Genomic DNA, 13,277 nt, shown 5'->3' with positions numbered 1-13,277 from the left:
GGTGCCGGGACGACGTGGTCAGGCCGCCCGGCCGCGACGCCCGGACCGGGGGCGGACGGCGGGAGCCGACTCCGGCGGCAGCACCTCCACGTCGAAGCCGGCCCGGGCGAACACCTCGATCGCCCGGCGCTCGGCGGCGTCCAGCCCGGCCGTCGGCGAATCCACGTCGAGCAGGGCGGTCACCAGGCAACCGGAGCAGCCGGCGCCCCGGATCCCGCACCTGTCGCAGTCGATGAGCATCGTGCCTCCTGACGGAGTGTGGCGGCGGGCGACGGTCATCGCCCGACCACCGTCGGTCAGGTCGGACACTAGTCATCGGGTACGACAGAACAGGACATCCGGTGATCAATGCTCAGGAGCGGGACAGCCGGCGCAGCAGCGAGTCAGCCCCCAGCGGGTACGCCCCGTGCCGGCGTACCCCGTCGGCGACCTCCCGGTCCGAGGAGACCACCACCACCGGCCGGCCGGCCGGCTCGGCCCGCACCAGGCGGCGGATCAGCTCGTCGGCGGTCTCGCCCTTGCGGGAGAAGAGCACCCGCACGCCACGCGGGGTGGGCGGCAGGCCGTGCATCCGCTCGGCGCCGTCGAAGACCACGGTGACCTCGTCGCCGGTCTGCGCGGCGATCCCGCCCAGCCCGGTGATCAGGCGTTTGCGCTGCTGCTCCAGCGACATCTCGCCGAAGCCACGCTTGGTGACGTTGTAGCCGTCCACCACCAGGTGCGCGCGGGGCAGCGCGAGCAGCTGGTCCAGCCGGGCCGGGTCGTCGGTGTCCCGGGCCCGGGCCGCCGGCCCGCCCGCGGGCGCGGCGGCCGGCTCGGCGAAGGCCTCGGCGACGAAGTCCGCGGGCAGCTTGTCGACCGGATCGAGGGCCAGCTCCCGGCGGAGCCCGACGGCGGCCTGCCCGATGGTCTCCAGCAGCAGCCAGAGCCGGGCGTCGTCGACCGAGCGGGACTCCTTGGCGGTGGCCCGCGCCACCCCGGCCGCCGCCTCCGCCTCGGCCAGCCGGGCCCGCGCCCGGCGCAGCTCGGCGTCGCTGTCGGCGGCCGCCCGGGTGGCCCGGCCCCGCTCGGTGGCCAGCAGCTCGGCGGCCTTCCGCTCGCGGACCTGGGTCTCGCGCAGGGTGCGTTGGAGCTGGCGGCTCTCCTCCCGCAGCTGCCCCAGCTCCTCGCGGACCCGGGCCAGCTCGTCGCGGAGCTTCTCCGCCTCGACCCGGGCCACCGCCCGGTCGTGCTCGGCCCGGGTGGCCCGCTGCTCGGCCTCGCGGACCAGCTCGGCGACGACCGCGCTGTCCGCCTCGGCGCGCACCGCGGCGCCGCTCGCCTCGATCAGGTCCCGCCAGCCCCGCGGCCGGGCCAGGTAGGCCAGGGCGGCCACCTCGACCGGGTCGGCGGCGGCCGGGGCGGTGCCCTCGACCACGGCCGCGCCGAGGTCGCCGGCGTCGGCCAGCACCCGCGCGGTGACCCGCTGCCGGAAGAGCGGATCGGCGGTGAGCTGGGCGGCGATCACCGGCGCGCCGAGCCGGGCCCGGCGGTTCGGGGCGAACTTGGCCACCCGGCGCAGCGGGACGGGCACCTCGTCGGCGGGCAGCCCGGGCAGCACCGTGGCGGTGAGCGCGACGATGCGCTGGCGGACCGGTTCCGGCAGGGTGGGTTCCGGCTCGGGCGCCCCCGCACCCACGCCGGCCTCGGGCGCGGCGGCGGACGACCCCTCCTCCGGGAGGTGGTCGTCGTACGGCTCGGTGAGGGGCATGTGGCAAGTCTCCCACCGCGACCGGGCCCACTGCCGGGCGAGTGAGCCGATCTCTCATCCTAGACCCGGGTGATCGGTGGGGCCGCTGCGACGGGAGTGTCGGACCGGCCCGCTAGCCTGCCGCCCGTGGCACCTGGGGAGTACGTCCAGCAGACGCTGGCCGGTCTGGATCCGACAGCGGGCGCCGGGGTGGACCCTGCGCTCCCGCTCTACGCGACCACCTTCGTGGTGGTCGACCTGGAGACGACCGGCGGCGCGCCGGACGGCGGCGGCATCACCGAGATCGGCGCCGTCAAGGTGCGCGGCGGCGAGGAGCTGGGGGTGCTGGCCACCCTGGTCAACCCCGGTGTGCCGATCCCGCCGTTCATCACCGTGCTGACCGGCATCACCCAGGCCATGCTGGTGCCGGCGCCGCCGATCGAGCAGGTGCTGCCGAGCTTCCTGGAGTTCCTCACCGACGCCGTGCTGGTGGCCCACAACGCCCCCTACGACGTGGGCTTCCTCAAGGCGGCCTGCGCGAAGCACGGCTACCGCTGGCCCAACCCCCGGGTGCTGGACACCGCCGCGCTGGCCCGGCGGGTGCTCACCCGCGACGAGGTGCCCAACCGCAAGCTCGGCACCCTGGCCGCCTACTTCCGCACCGCCACCCAGCCGACCCACCGGGCGCTGGACGACGCCAAGGCCACCGTGGACGTGCTGCACGGGCTGATCGCCCGGCTCGGCGGGCACCGGGTCGACACGGTCGGCGACGCGATCGAGTTCGCCCGGGCGGTCACCCCGACCCAGCGCCGCAAGCGGCATCTCGCCGAGGGGCTGCCCAAGGCGCCCGGGGTCTACATCTTCCGGGCCGCCGACGACCGGCCGCTCTACGTCGGCACCTCCGGCGACATCGCCACCCGGGTGCGCAGCTACTTCACCGCCGCCGAGAAGCGGGCCCGGATGTCGGAGATGCTGGCCGCCGCCGAGCGGGTGGAGGCGGTGGAGTGCGCCCACCCGCTGGAGGCCGAGGTGCGCGAGCTGCGGTTGATCGCCGCGCACGCGCCGCCGTACAACCGCCGCTCCAAGTTCCCCGAGCGGATGGTCTGGCTGAAGCTGACCGACGGCCCCTACCCGCGGCTGTCGGTGGTGCGCGGCATCTCCCCCGGCGACACCGCCTACCTCGGCCCGTTCCGGTCCAGGCGGGCGGCCGAACTGGCCGCCGCCGGGTTCCACGACGCGGTGCCGCTGCGCCAGTGCACCCACCGGCTCTCGCTGCGTACCGTGACGCCGGCCTGCGCGCTGGCCGAGCTGGGTCGCTGCCCGGCACCCTGCGAGCACCGGATCACCCCCGAGGAGTACGACCACCGCGCCGCCACCCCGTTCCGCACCGCCACCACGAACGATCCCCAGGTGGTGGTGGACGCCCTGCTCGCCCGGATCGAGGCGCTCTCCGCCGCGCGGCGCTACGAGGAGGCGGCGGTGGTGCGCTCCCGGTTGGCCGCGGTGCTGCGGGCGGCCGTGCGGATGCAGCGGCTGGCCGGGCTGACCCGGATCGCCGAGCTGACCGCCGCCCGGCCCGCGGCCGGCGGCGGCTGGGAGCTGGCGCTGGTCCGGCACGGCCGGCTGGCCGGGGCGGGGGTCTCCCCGCCGGGCGTCCACCCTCGACCGACCATCACCGCGATCCGGGCCACCGCGGAGACGGTGGAGCCGGGCCACGGTCCGGTGCCCCGGGCCACCGCCGAGGAGACCGAGCGCATCCTGTCCTGGTTGGAGCGCCCGGAGACGCGGCTGGTCGAGATGACCTCCGAATGGTCGTCCCCGGTGGCCGGGGCGGGCCGCTTCCGCGACCTGCTGGCCAAGGCCGAGAACGCCGGCTCCCACCAACTCTCGACCGAACGCTCATGAGCAAGTGACCGATCGGACGACCGAGACTCGCTTAGGCTGTTAAGGGAGTGCAGTCCTGCCCGTTTCGTGGGCCTGCTTCCGGTTGGCGGTGACGGCGACCGTGGAGCCGGGGTGAGGAGGTGTCCCTCGTGGACGTCGACGCCGGACACGGCGCCGCCCTGGGGGGCGCGCTCCCGACCCAGCCCGGGGAGCTGCCGCTGGCCCGCCGGTTGCGTTCCCTATTGAGCTGGCCGAGCACCGACAACGACCCGGTCGGCCCGCTGGTCCGCAGCCACCGCGCCATCCACGCCAGCGCAGACGCCTCGGTGCTGCGCCGGGCGTACACCATCGCGGAGAACATGCACCGCGGCCAGTTCCGCAAGAGCGGCGAGCCGTACATCACCCACCCGCTCGCGGTCGCCGAGATCTGCGCCGACCTCGGCATGGACACCACCACCCTGGTGGCGGGGCTGCTGCACGACACGGTGGAGGACACCCGCTACACCCTGCAGGCGCTCAGCGAGGACTTCGGCCACGAGGTGGCCCACCTGGTCGACGGGGTGACCAAGTTCGACAAGGCGTTCTACGGCAAGGCGGCCGAGGCGGAGACGATCCGCAAGATGATCATCGCGGCCGGCAAGGACGTCCGGGTGCTGATCATCAAGCTCGCCGACCGGCTGCACAACATGCGCACCCTCGGGGTCCGCTCCGCCTCCTCCCGGGAGCGGATCGCCCGCAAGACCCAGGAGGTGCTGGTCCCGCTCTGCGACCGGCTGGGCATCCAGACCCTCAAGCGGGAGCTGGACGACGTGGTGCTGCTGCACCTGCACCCCGAGGAGCATGCCCGGCTCGCCCGGCACGTGCACGACCGGCCCGGCTGGGACGCCTACCTGGACGACGTGGTCGCCCAGGTGAAGGTGGCGCTGCGCCGCAGCCGGGTGGACGCCGAGGTGGGTCCGCGCCCCCGGCACCTCTACTCGATCTGGAAGGACACCGTCGCCGGCGGGCACACCGCCCCGTTCGACCTGCCCCGGATCGCGATCGTGGTGGACGGCCCGGCCACCGACTGCTACGCCGCGCTCGGCGCGGTGCACGGGCGCTGGCGCCCGGTGCCCGGCCGGTTCAAGGACTTCATCGCCTCGCCGAAGAACAACCTCTACCGGTCGCTGCACACCAGCGTCTGCGGGCCGCAGGGGCGCACCGTCGAGGTGCTGATCCGGACGAAGGAGATGCACCGCGCCGCCGAGTACGGCATCGCCGCCGACTTCCGTTTCCCGCGCTCCTCCGGCGCCGTCCGGGCCGACCAGCTGGCCTGGCTGCGCCGGGTGCTCAACTGGGAGCAGGAGGCGCCCGACCCGGCCCAGTTCCTGGAGTCGCTGCGCTGCGACCTCGCCGAGGCGCAGGTCCAGGTGGTCGCCGACGGCCGGCAGGTGGTGCTGCCGGCCGGGGCCACCCCGGTCGACCTGGCGTACGAGCTGGGCACCGAGCGGGGCGACCACTGCCTCGCCGCGCGGATCAACGGCCGGCTGGCCCCGCTCTCGTCCGAGCTGGACGAGGGGGACGTGGTGGAGATCTTCACCGAGAGCGACGCGGAGAGCGGCTTCGAGGTGGACATCGCCCCGCGCGGGCCCCGGCGGGAGTGGCTCGGCTTCGTCAAGTCGCCGCACGCGCAGATGCAGATCAACCGCTGGTTCGCCGAGCACACCGAGCCGGGCATCTCGATCGCCGACAAGGTGCGCCTGGGCCGGGCCACCATCGGGCTGGCGCTGCGCAAGCACGACCGGGGGCTGGCCAGCGACCTGCCGCTGCTGCGCCTGTCGGAGGAGCTGGGCTACCCCGACCTGGAGACCATGCTGGTCGCGGTCTTCGACCGGGCGATCGAGCCGGACACCGTCGTCCGCCAGCTCATCGACCTGGTCGACCACCGGCAGTGACCGGCGGGGCGACCCGCCCGGCACCGCCCGCCCCGCACGGCTAGCCTGAAGCCATGATCCCCCGCTCCCGCGCCACCGGTAGGGCCGTGGCCTACAAGGTCTTCTACCGGCTACCGGTGGGGATGCGCCGCCGGCTGGTCCGGCTCGCGGTGCCGAAGTACATCGTCGGCGCGGTCACCCTGGTCCGGGACAGCGAGGCCACCGGCGTGGGCCGGATCCTGCTGCTGCGCCAGCCCCCGGGCCACAGCTGGACGCTCCCCGCCGGCCTGCTCCAGCGGGGCGAGGCGCCGATCGTGGGCGCGGCCCGCGAGCTGCACGAGGAGTCCGGCATCCGGCTCTCCCCCGACCGGTTGCGCCCGGCCGTGCCCAACGCGGTGGTGCACGCCAAGGGCTGGGTCGACATGGTCTTCGAGACGGAGGTGCCGGCCTCCACCACCGAACTGGTGGTGGACGGCGCCGAGGTCTTCGAGGCGGTCTGGCATCCGCTGGACGACCTGCCGCGGCTGAGCCGGGCCACCGCCAACCTGCTCGGCTACTACGGCATCGGGCCGCGCGCCGGCCAGCCACTGGTGTGAACGCCGCGCCGGAGGGGCTCTGCGCGGTGGTCCTCGCCGCCGGCGAGGGCACCCGGCTCCGCCCGCTCACCGAGCGGCTGCCGAAGGCGCTCTGCCCGGTCGGCAACGTCGCGCTGCTGGACCGGGCGCTGGACCGGCTGGCCGGACTCGGGCTGACCGGTCCCGGACGGGTCGCGGTGAACGCCTGCTACCTGGCCGACCAGGTGGTCGCGCACGTCGGTGACCGGGCACACCTGTCGGTCGAGCCGGGCGATCCGCTCGGCACCGCCGGCGGGCTGGGCAACCTGCGGGACTGGATCGCCGGCCGCGGGGTGCTGGTCGGCAACGCCGACGCGTACCTCGCCGACCCGCTGGCCCCGCCGGGCCCGGACGTCGCCGCGCTGCTGGCCGGCTGGGACTTCCGCACCGTACGCCTGCTCGGCCGGCCGGCCGCCGATCCGGCGGCGCCCGGCACCTTCCACGGCCACGTCTTCACCGGCTTCTCGCTGCTGCCGTGGCGACTGGTCCGGGAGCTGCCGGCGACCTTCGGGGACCTGGTCCGGGCGGTGTGGCGGCCGGCGGAGGCGGCCGGCGCGCTGGAGGTGGTCCGCTACCCCGGCACGTTCTACGACACCGGCACCCCGGCCGACTACCTGGCGGCGAACCTGCACGCGGCGGCCGGCGGCGAGCTGGTCGACCCGACGGCGGAGGTGACCGGCCGGGTCCGTCAGGCGGTGGTCGGCGCGGGGGCGGTGGTTCGGGGCGACATCGAACGGGTGGTGGTCTGGCCCGGCGCCACCGTCGACGCGGGCGAGCGGCTGCGCGACGCCGTACGGTCCACCGACGGTCGCACGGTACCCGCCGGTGCGGGCTGACCGGGGCGTGGGCCACCGCGGGCGGCCGAGTTGATCGACACTGCCACACTCGCGACCATGCAACCCCACGTCGCACGCACGGAACTGTCGGTCGGGTACGGCGCGAGCCGCGGCTGGCGGGTCGTCTCGGTACTGCTGGTGGGCGCCATGCTCACGGTCGGCTGCGGCTGCCTCGGCGCGCTGCTGGGACACGGACTGGTCGCCGCGACCGGCGGCGGGGACCGGGTACTGCCGGGTCTCTGCGCACTCCTGCTGGCCGGCCTCACCGCGATCCTCGTCGGCATCCAGACCGTCGTGTTCGTCCGGTCGGGGGCCCGGCTGGAGGGCAGCCGGCTCACCGTGACCACGCTGACCTCCCGCAGCGTCGACCTGCGGACCGCCCGGATGGTGTCGCTGCACGCCACCGCCGGCTCGAACACCGGCGTGTCCAGCGACGGCACGGTCGTCGCGATCGGCGGCGGCACCCGGACGCCGGTGCTCACCGTGACCACCGGCGAGGGCACGGTGAGCACCCGGCTGCGCAGCCGGGACGGAGTGCTGATCCCGGCCCCCGAGATGCGGGCGCTCGCCGCCGCGCTCGACACGGCCCGCTGCCCGGGAGCCGCCGAGGCGGCGGGCTGGCTGCGGGCGATGGCGGCGGATCCGCACACCATGCTGCTCTGATCCGACGCGGGCCGCCCGGTTTCGCCCTCCCGGTCCCGCTCCGGGCGATCCGACGGGCCTCTAGCATGGTCAGCGACGCCAGGCCGGCGTCACCGCCGGGCACGACGAACGGAGAATCGTCCAGTGATCACCGCGATCGTCCTGATCGACTGCGCCACCGACTCGATCCCCGAGGTGGCGGAGAACCTGGCCAACCTGCCCGGCGTCAGCGAGGTCTACTCGGTCGCCGGGCACGTCGACCTGATCGCCATCGTGCGGGTACGGGAGTTCGAGCAGATCGCCGAGGTCATCGCCGGCAGCATCTCCAAGGTGCCCGGGGTGATCAACACGGAGTCGCACATCGCGTTCCGGGCGTACTCCCAGCACGACCTGGAGGAGGCGTTCGCGATCGGGTTGGCCAGCGCCGACTGACCGGCCCCGGACGCGCCGGTGGCCGGCCCGCCCGGTGGGGCGGACCGGCCATCGCCGGTGATGCGGTGACGTCAGCTGTTGCTCGGAGCCGGCGTCTCGGTGGTGCCACCCGGGGCCGGCGACTCGGTGGTGCCACCCGGAGCCGGGGTCTCGGTGGTGCCACCCGGGGCCGGGGTGCCGGAGCCACCCGGGCTCGGGGTGCCGCTGGCGCTGGCCTGCGGGACCGGGATGCCCAGCTGCTGGGCCAGGGCGACCAACTCGTCGTAGTGGGCCTGCAGGACCGGCAGCGCGTCCTGGGCCAGCTGGATCACCGACTGCTCGGAGCCCTGCGAGATCTCGGTCTGGGTGGCCTGGATGGCCTGGACGTGCCCGGCCAGCTGGGCCGTCACCCACGCCTTGTCGAACTCGGTGCCGCTGAGGTTGTTGAGCTTGTCCGCCACCTTCTGCTGGTCAGCGGTCGGCTCACTCGGCAGCGTCACGTTCAACTGCTGCGCGGTGCTCTGCACCGTCTGGTCGAGCTGGGTGTGGTCGGTCTTGAACATCTCGCCGAGCCGCTTGACGTCGGCGTTCTGCGCCTTCTTCTGGGCCAGGTCACCCGCGGTGATCTCGAACAGGTTCACCTGGTGCACCGCTTGCAGGTACTGGGTGTCCTGCGTCGACGGCTGTGCCGCGGCCTGCGCGGCCGTGGCCGGCGCCACGCCGACCAGCACCAGGGCCGCCAGGAGTCCCAGGCGTTTGATACCCAACATGTTCCCTCCCCGTTTCCGTTGGACCGCACGGATACCCGGCTGGCGAGGGTTATTCCTGCGTTTCCACCCGATGGGGGGCGGCTCCGGGCGGGGACCACGGGGCGGGGGGACGAGCGGGCCGGAAACGGACGTGGCGCCCGCCGGAAGATCCGGCGGGCGCCACGGTCAGTCGTCCGGTGCGGTCAGCGACGGCCCTCGCCGCTGCCGACCTCCGTGCGCTCCGGTCGAGGCTCGACCGGCGGGTGCCCCGGCGAGACCGGCGCCTCGGCCGGCTTCTCGATCGGGTAGAAGAAGCCCCGGATGGCCGGGCCGAGGGCGCCGAGCCGGTTCATCTTCTTCGGCACCACCCAGCCGACGTACTCCAGCTCACCGTGCCCGTCGGCGTGCCCGTTGGCCGCGCTGAGCGGCTGGTGCACCTCGACGAAGCGGCCGTCTGGCAGGCGCCGGATGATGCCGGTCTCCACGCCGTGGGCCAGCACCTCCCGGTCGTGCTGCTGAAGACCGAGGCAGAGCCGGTACGTCACGTAGTACGCCAACGGCGGGACCACCAGCAGGCCGACCCGGCCCGCCCAGGTCATCGCGTTGAGGCTGATCTGGAACTTGTCGGCGATCACGTCGTTGCCGCCGGAGAGGGTCAGCACGATGAAGAAGGAGACCGCCATCGCGCCCACCGCGGTACGGGCCGGGACGTCCCGGGGCCGCTGCAGCAGGTTGTGGTGCTTGCGGTCCTTGAGGTGCCGGGCCTCCAGGAACGGGTAGAACAGGGAGAGCCCGACCAGGATGCCGGGGAGCACGACCGTCGGCCAGAACAGCGGCGGGATGACGTACCCGTCGCCGATCGGGATGTTGATCTCCCAGGCCGGCATCAGCCGGGTGGAGCCGTCGAGGAACATGACGTACCAGTCGGGCTGGCTGGCGGCCGAGACCACCCACGCCTCGTAGGGGCCGAAGTACCAGATCGGGTTGATCTGGAAGAGGCCACCCATCAGCGCGATCACGCCGAAGACGACCATGAAGAAGCCGCCCTGCTTGAGCGCGTAGCGCGGGAACATCCGCTCGCCGACCACGTTCTCGTTGGTCCGGCCGGGGCCGGGCCACTGGGTGTGCTTCTGCTTGAAGACCAGGCCCAGGTGGACGCTGATCAGCGCCACCAGCAGGCCGGGGATGAGCAGCACGTGGGCGATGAAGGCCCGGCTGATGAGGATCTCGCCCGGGAACTCGCCGCCGAAGATCGACGAGGTGACCCAGGAGCCGATCACCGGGATCGACAGCATGATGCCGGAGGCGATCCGCAGGCCGGTGCCGGAGAGGCCGTCGTCCGGCAGCGAGTAGCCGGTGAAGCCGGCCAGGAAGCCGACCCAGAACAGCAGCGAGCCGATGATCCAGTTCGTCTCACGCGGCTTGCGGAACGCGCCGGTGAAGAAGACCCGCAGCATGTGCACGACGATCGAGGCCATGAACAGCAGCGCCGCCCAGTGGTGCATCTGCCGCATGATCAGGCCGCCCCGGACGTCGAACGACAGGTCCAGGCTGGAGGCGTACGCGGCCGACATCGGCGTGCCCCGCAGCGGGGCGTAGCTGCCGTTGTAGACGACCTCGGTCATCGCCGGCTCGAAGAAGAAGGTCAGGAAGACGCCGGTCAGCAGCAGCACGACGAACGAGAAGAGCGCGATCTCGCCGAGCAGGAACGACCAGTGGTCCGGGAAGACCTTGTTGAGCAGCTTGCGCAGCGGGGTGGCGACCTGGAACCGGTCGTCCACCGCACCGGCGGACTTGGCCGGCACCGCTGCTACGTCAAACTTTCGGCGCTTCATGGCCGCTCCCAGAAGTCGGGGCCGATGGTTTCGGTGTAGTCGGACTTGGCCACGAAGAAGCCTTCCTCGTCCACCTCGATCGGCAGCTGCGGCAGCCGTCGGCTCGCCGGGCCGAAGACCGGCCGGGCGTTGTCGGTGATCTTGAACTGGCTCTGGTGGCACGGGCAGAGCAGGCGGTTGGTCTGCTGCTCGTACAGGCTGGCGGGGCAGCCGGCGTGCGTGCAGATCTTGGAGAACGCCGCGAAGTTGCCCCACATGAAGTCACCGTGACCGACCCGCGCGTTGGCCGCGCGCGAATCCTGGGCGTCCGGCTCCCGCAGGTGGATCAGCAGGGTCGGCGAGTCGGCGTGCTTGTTGCTCACGCCGTGCTCGATGCCGGGGAAGACGGTCAGCTGGCCACCGACGCTGACGTCGGCCGGGCGGATCGGCCGGCCGTCCTCGCGGACCAGCCGGATCTTCTTGCCGCCCTCCGCCGGCGCGAAGCCGGTGGTGAACATCTGGTTGTTCTTGTGCGGGTCGGAGATCAGGCCACCGACCAGCGGGGCCGCGACGACCGCGCCCACCGGCAGCAGGCCGGCGACCAGCGAGACGCCGAGCAGCGGACGTCGCCGGACACCCAGCTCGTCGGCCATGTAGAGCATCGTCTCGCCGGTGATCTTGCGATCCTCCGGGGAGCCCGGCTGGTCGTGCCGGTCCTGGATCGAGACCTCCTTGGGCAGCAACTTCTTGCCCCAGGTCAGGATGCCGAAGCCGATGGCCAGCAGGGCGATGCCCAGGGTGAGGCCGAGCAGCGGGGTGTAGTACTTGTCACCACCCCGGCCGGTCTCCCACTTCCACGGCCACCAGATGTAAATGATCAGAAATGCGGTGGCCGCGAGGCCGGTGAGGAGGAAGAAGCCCGCCACCAGACGGGTCAGCCGGCGCTCGGCCTTGCTGCCCGGGACGACCTGCTGCTCGTAGTGGACGATCTCGATGTCGTCCCGGCGCGCGCCCTCCTGTACGACGTCGAAGCGCGACAGCCGGGGGTCGAGGACGTCGAGCTGCTCCCGACCCTGCGGGGCCTGGTGCTCGGTGTGGGTGCTCATGCCGTCACCTCGCTACGGGCGGTGCCGCAGGACGGCACCACGGCAATGGTACTGACGATCCGGCCGGTCACGACTTGCCCGCGATCCACAGGCTGGCGAAGACCAGCGCGACGATGCCGATCAGGAAGATCGCCAGGCCCTCGGTGGAGGGGCCGTACCGGCCGAGGTTGAAGCCGCCCTGGTCCTGGTCGGCCTTCAGGGTCCCCTGGATGTAGGCGATGATGTCCGCCTTCTGCTCCGGAGTGATCTGGTTGTCGCCGAAGACCGGCATGTTCTGCGGGCCGCTCAGCATGGCGGCGTAGATCTGCCGGTCGGTCGCGGGGCGCAGGCTCGGGGCGTACTTGCCCGAGGAGAGCGCGCCGCCGCCACCGCCGAAGGCGTGGCACTGCGAGCAGTTGATCCGGAACAACTCACCGCCGGTCGACACGTTGGCGCCTTCGCGGAGGTTGCCCTGCGGGACCTGCGGGCCGCCGCCGAGCTCCTGGATGTACTGGCCGAGCTGGCGCACCTGCTCGTCGGTGAAGACCGGGGGCTTGCGCATGGCCTGCGCCTCCTGGCGGGCCATCGGCATACGGCCGCTGCCGACCTGGAACTCCACCGAGGCGGCGCCGACGCCGACCAGGCTCGGGCCACGACCCTCGACACCCTGCGCGTTGCGACCGTGGCAGGTCACGCAGCTCACGTCGAACAGCGCCTTGCCCTCGGCCGCGGCGCCGGTGATCGGCGGGTTTTCCTGCGCCTGCGCGCCGGGGGCGAAGACGGTGTAGGCGCCGCCGGCGAGCGTCAGCGCGGCGATCAGCCGGACCGCGGCGCCCAGCCGGCGGCGGCCCCTGCTGCGCGCCACGGGCCGCCCGCGCAGGCGCGCGAGCAGACCGCGTCGGCGGTCGTTGTCAGAAGTCATGACCTGTGTCCTTAACCGGTTGGACCTTGTCTCAGGGGACGGAGCAGCGGCGCGGTTCGTGACGCGCCAAGATCACTGAAGCCAGTAGATCATGGCGTAGAGGGCGATCCACACGACGTCGACGAAGTGCCAGTAGTACGACACGACGATCGCCGACGTGGCCTGCGCCGGGGTGAACCGGCCCATGGTGGTGCGGATCATGAAGACGATGAAGGCGATGAGACCGCCGGTCACGTGCAGGCCGTGGAAGCCGGTGGTCAGGTAGAACATCGACCCGTAACCGTCTTGGTTGATCTTCACGCCCTCGTGCACCAGGTTCCGGTACTCGTTCGCCTGGCCGAGCACGAAGATCAGGCCCATCACGAAGGTGATCGTGAACCAGCGCCGCAGGGCGTGGACGTCACCCTTCTCGGCGGCGAAGACACCGAGCTGACAGGTCACCGAGGAGAGCACCAGGATCACCGTGAAGGTGGTCGCATAGGGCACGTTGAGGATCTCGGTGTGCTCCGTCCACTGCTCCGGCGCTGCCGCGCGGATGGAGAAGTACATCGCGAACAGCGCCGCGAAGAACATGAGTTCGCTGGAGAGCCACACGATCGTCCCGACGCTGACCATGTTGGGTCGGGTCAGGGAGTGGATCCGGCTCTTGTCAATGGCTGGGGCCGCAGTCACGCGGTC

13 protein-coding genes are annotated in these 13,277 nt (G+C 72.7%); 6 read left to right on the top strand and 7 right to left on the bottom strand.

Annotated features, from left to right (window positions below):
- Window positions 1–18: 18 nt before the first annotated feature.
- Window positions 19–240 (bottom strand): hypothetical protein, encoded by a 222-nt coding sequence (locus V6U81_RS17050; protein WP_334490519.1) that lies wholly within the window; start codon window positions 238–240, stop codon window positions 19–21.
- A 112-nt stretch (window positions 241–352) separates the two neighbouring features.
- Window positions 353–1,750, bottom strand: coding sequence for an NYN domain-containing protein (locus V6U81_RS17045; protein WP_334490518.1), 1,398 nt, complete (start codon window positions 1,748–1,750; stop codon window positions 353–355).
- 126 nt (window positions 1,751–1,876) lie between these two features.
- Here V6U81_RS17045 and V6U81_RS17040 point away from each other — a divergent pair, with 126 nt between their 5' ends.
- From V6U81_RS17040 to V6U81_RS17015, 6 genes are all read left to right on the top strand, one after another.
- Window positions 1,877–3,634, top strand: a complete 1,758-nt coding sequence (locus tag V6U81_RS17040; RefSeq protein ID WP_334490517.1) for a DEDD exonuclease domain-containing protein — start codon at window positions 1,877–1,879, stop codon at window positions 3,632–3,634.
- 128 nt (window positions 3,635–3,762) lie between these two features.
- Window positions 3,763–5,547: a RelA/SpoT family protein gene (locus V6U81_RS17035; RefSeq protein ID WP_334490594.1), complete on the top strand. Its 1,785-nt coding sequence runs from the start codon at window positions 3,763–3,765 to the stop codon at window positions 5,545–5,547.
- A 53-nt stretch (window positions 5,548–5,600) separates the two neighbouring features.
- Window positions 5,601–6,122 carry an NUDIX hydrolase gene (locus V6U81_RS17030; RefSeq protein WP_334490515.1) on the top strand — a complete coding sequence of 174 codons (522 nt, stop codon included), beginning with the start codon at window positions 5,601–5,603 and terminating at the stop codon, window positions 6,120–6,122.
- A complete protein-coding gene (locus V6U81_RS17025; protein WP_334490513.1) occupies window positions 6,119–6,976 on the top strand; it encodes a nucleotidyltransferase family protein in 858 nt (285 codons plus the stop codon). Before V6U81_RS17030 ends, V6U81_RS17025 begins: the two co-directional genes overlap by 4 nt.
- 57 nt (window positions 6,977–7,033) lie before the next feature.
- Window positions 7,034–7,639 carry a hypothetical protein gene (locus tag V6U81_RS17020; RefSeq protein ID WP_334490510.1) on the top strand — a complete coding sequence of 202 codons (606 nt, stop codon included), beginning with the start codon at window positions 7,034–7,036 and terminating at the stop codon, window positions 7,637–7,639.
- A 123-nt stretch (window positions 7,640–7,762) separates the two neighbouring features.
- Window positions 7,763–8,050 (top strand): Lrp/AsnC family transcriptional regulator, encoded by a 288-nt coding sequence (locus V6U81_RS17015; RefSeq protein ID WP_334490508.1) that lies wholly within the window; start codon window positions 7,763–7,765, stop codon window positions 8,048–8,050.
- Between the two features lie 71 nt (window positions 8,051–8,121).
- On the opposite strand, the gene V6U81_RS17010 is transcribed toward V6U81_RS17015, so the two are convergent.
- From V6U81_RS17010 to ctaE, 5 genes are all read right to left on the bottom strand, one after another.
- The gene (locus tag V6U81_RS17010; protein ID WP_334490505.1) at window positions 8,122–8,799 is read right to left on the bottom strand and encodes a DUF4142 domain-containing protein; all 678 of its coding nucleotides are present in this window, start codon (window positions 8,797–8,799) and stop codon (window positions 8,122–8,124) included.
- 182 nt (window positions 8,800–8,981) lie between these two features.
- Window positions 8,982–10,613, bottom strand: coding sequence for a cytochrome bc1 complex cytochrome b subunit (gene qcrB, locus V6U81_RS17005; protein ID WP_334490502.1), 1,632 nt, complete (start codon window positions 10,611–10,613; stop codon window positions 8,982–8,984).
- Entirely contained in the window at window positions 10,610–11,698 is a 1,089-nt protein-coding gene (gene qcrA, locus V6U81_RS17000) for a cytochrome bc1 complex Rieske iron-sulfur subunit (RefSeq protein WP_334490500.1), read from the bottom strand. Before qcrA ends, qcrB begins: the two co-directional genes overlap by 4 nt.
- 67 nt (window positions 11,699–11,765) lie before the next feature.
- The gene (qcrC, locus tag V6U81_RS16995) at window positions 11,766–12,599 is read right to left on the bottom strand and encodes a cytochrome bc1 complex diheme cytochrome c subunit (RefSeq protein ID WP_334490498.1); all 834 of its coding nucleotides are present in this window, start codon (window positions 12,597–12,599) and stop codon (window positions 11,766–11,768) included.
- Window positions 12,600–12,671: 72 nt separating this feature from the next.
- Window positions 12,672–13,271 carry an aa3-type cytochrome oxidase subunit III gene (gene ctaE / locus V6U81_RS16990; RefSeq protein WP_334490496.1) on the bottom strand — a complete coding sequence of 200 codons (600 nt, stop codon included), beginning with the start codon at window positions 13,269–13,271 and terminating at the stop codon, window positions 12,672–12,674.
- Between the last annotated feature and the right edge of the window lie 6 nt (window positions 13,272–13,277).

This window comes from Micromonospora lacuserhaii (genome assembly GCF_036902735.1).
GTDB lineage: Bacteria > Actinomycetota > Actinomycetes > Mycobacteriales > Micromonosporaceae > Micromonospora.
This window is presented reverse-complemented; position numbering and strand designations above follow the sequence as displayed.

What these genes read in the sequence shown, in the direction of transcription:
- V6U81_RS17050 (WP_334490519.1), bottom strand. Translation starts at nt 240, where the DNA reads ATGCTCATCGACTGCGACAGGTGCGGGATCCGGGGCGCCGGCTGCTCC.
- V6U81_RS17045 (WP_334490518.1), bottom strand. Translation starts at nt 1,750, where the DNA reads ATGCCCCTCACCGAGCCGTACGACGACCACCTCCCGGAGGAGGGGTCG.
- V6U81_RS17030 (WP_334490515.1), top strand. Translation starts at nt 5,601, where the DNA reads ATGATCCCCCGCTCCCGCGCCACCGGTAGGGCCGTGGCCTACAAGGTC.
- V6U81_RS17020 (WP_334490510.1), top strand. Translation starts at nt 7,034, where the DNA reads ATGCAACCCCACGTCGCACGCACGGAACTGTCGGTCGGGTACGGCGCG.
- V6U81_RS17010 (WP_334490505.1), bottom strand. Translation starts at nt 8,799, where the DNA reads ATGTTGGGTATCAAACGCCTGGGACTCCTGGCGGCCCTGGTGCTGGTC.
- qcrB (WP_334490502.1), bottom strand. Translation starts at nt 10,613, where the DNA reads ATGAAGCGCCGAAAGTTTGACGTAGCAGCGGTGCCGGCCAAGTCCGCC.
- qcrA (WP_334490500.1), bottom strand. Translation starts at nt 11,698, where the DNA reads ATGAGCACCCACACCGAGCACCAGGCCCCGCAGGGTCGGGAGCAGCTC.
- qcrC (WP_334490498.1), bottom strand. Translation starts at nt 12,599, where the DNA reads ATGACTTCTGACAACGACCGCCGACGCGGTCTGCTCGCGCGCCTGCGC.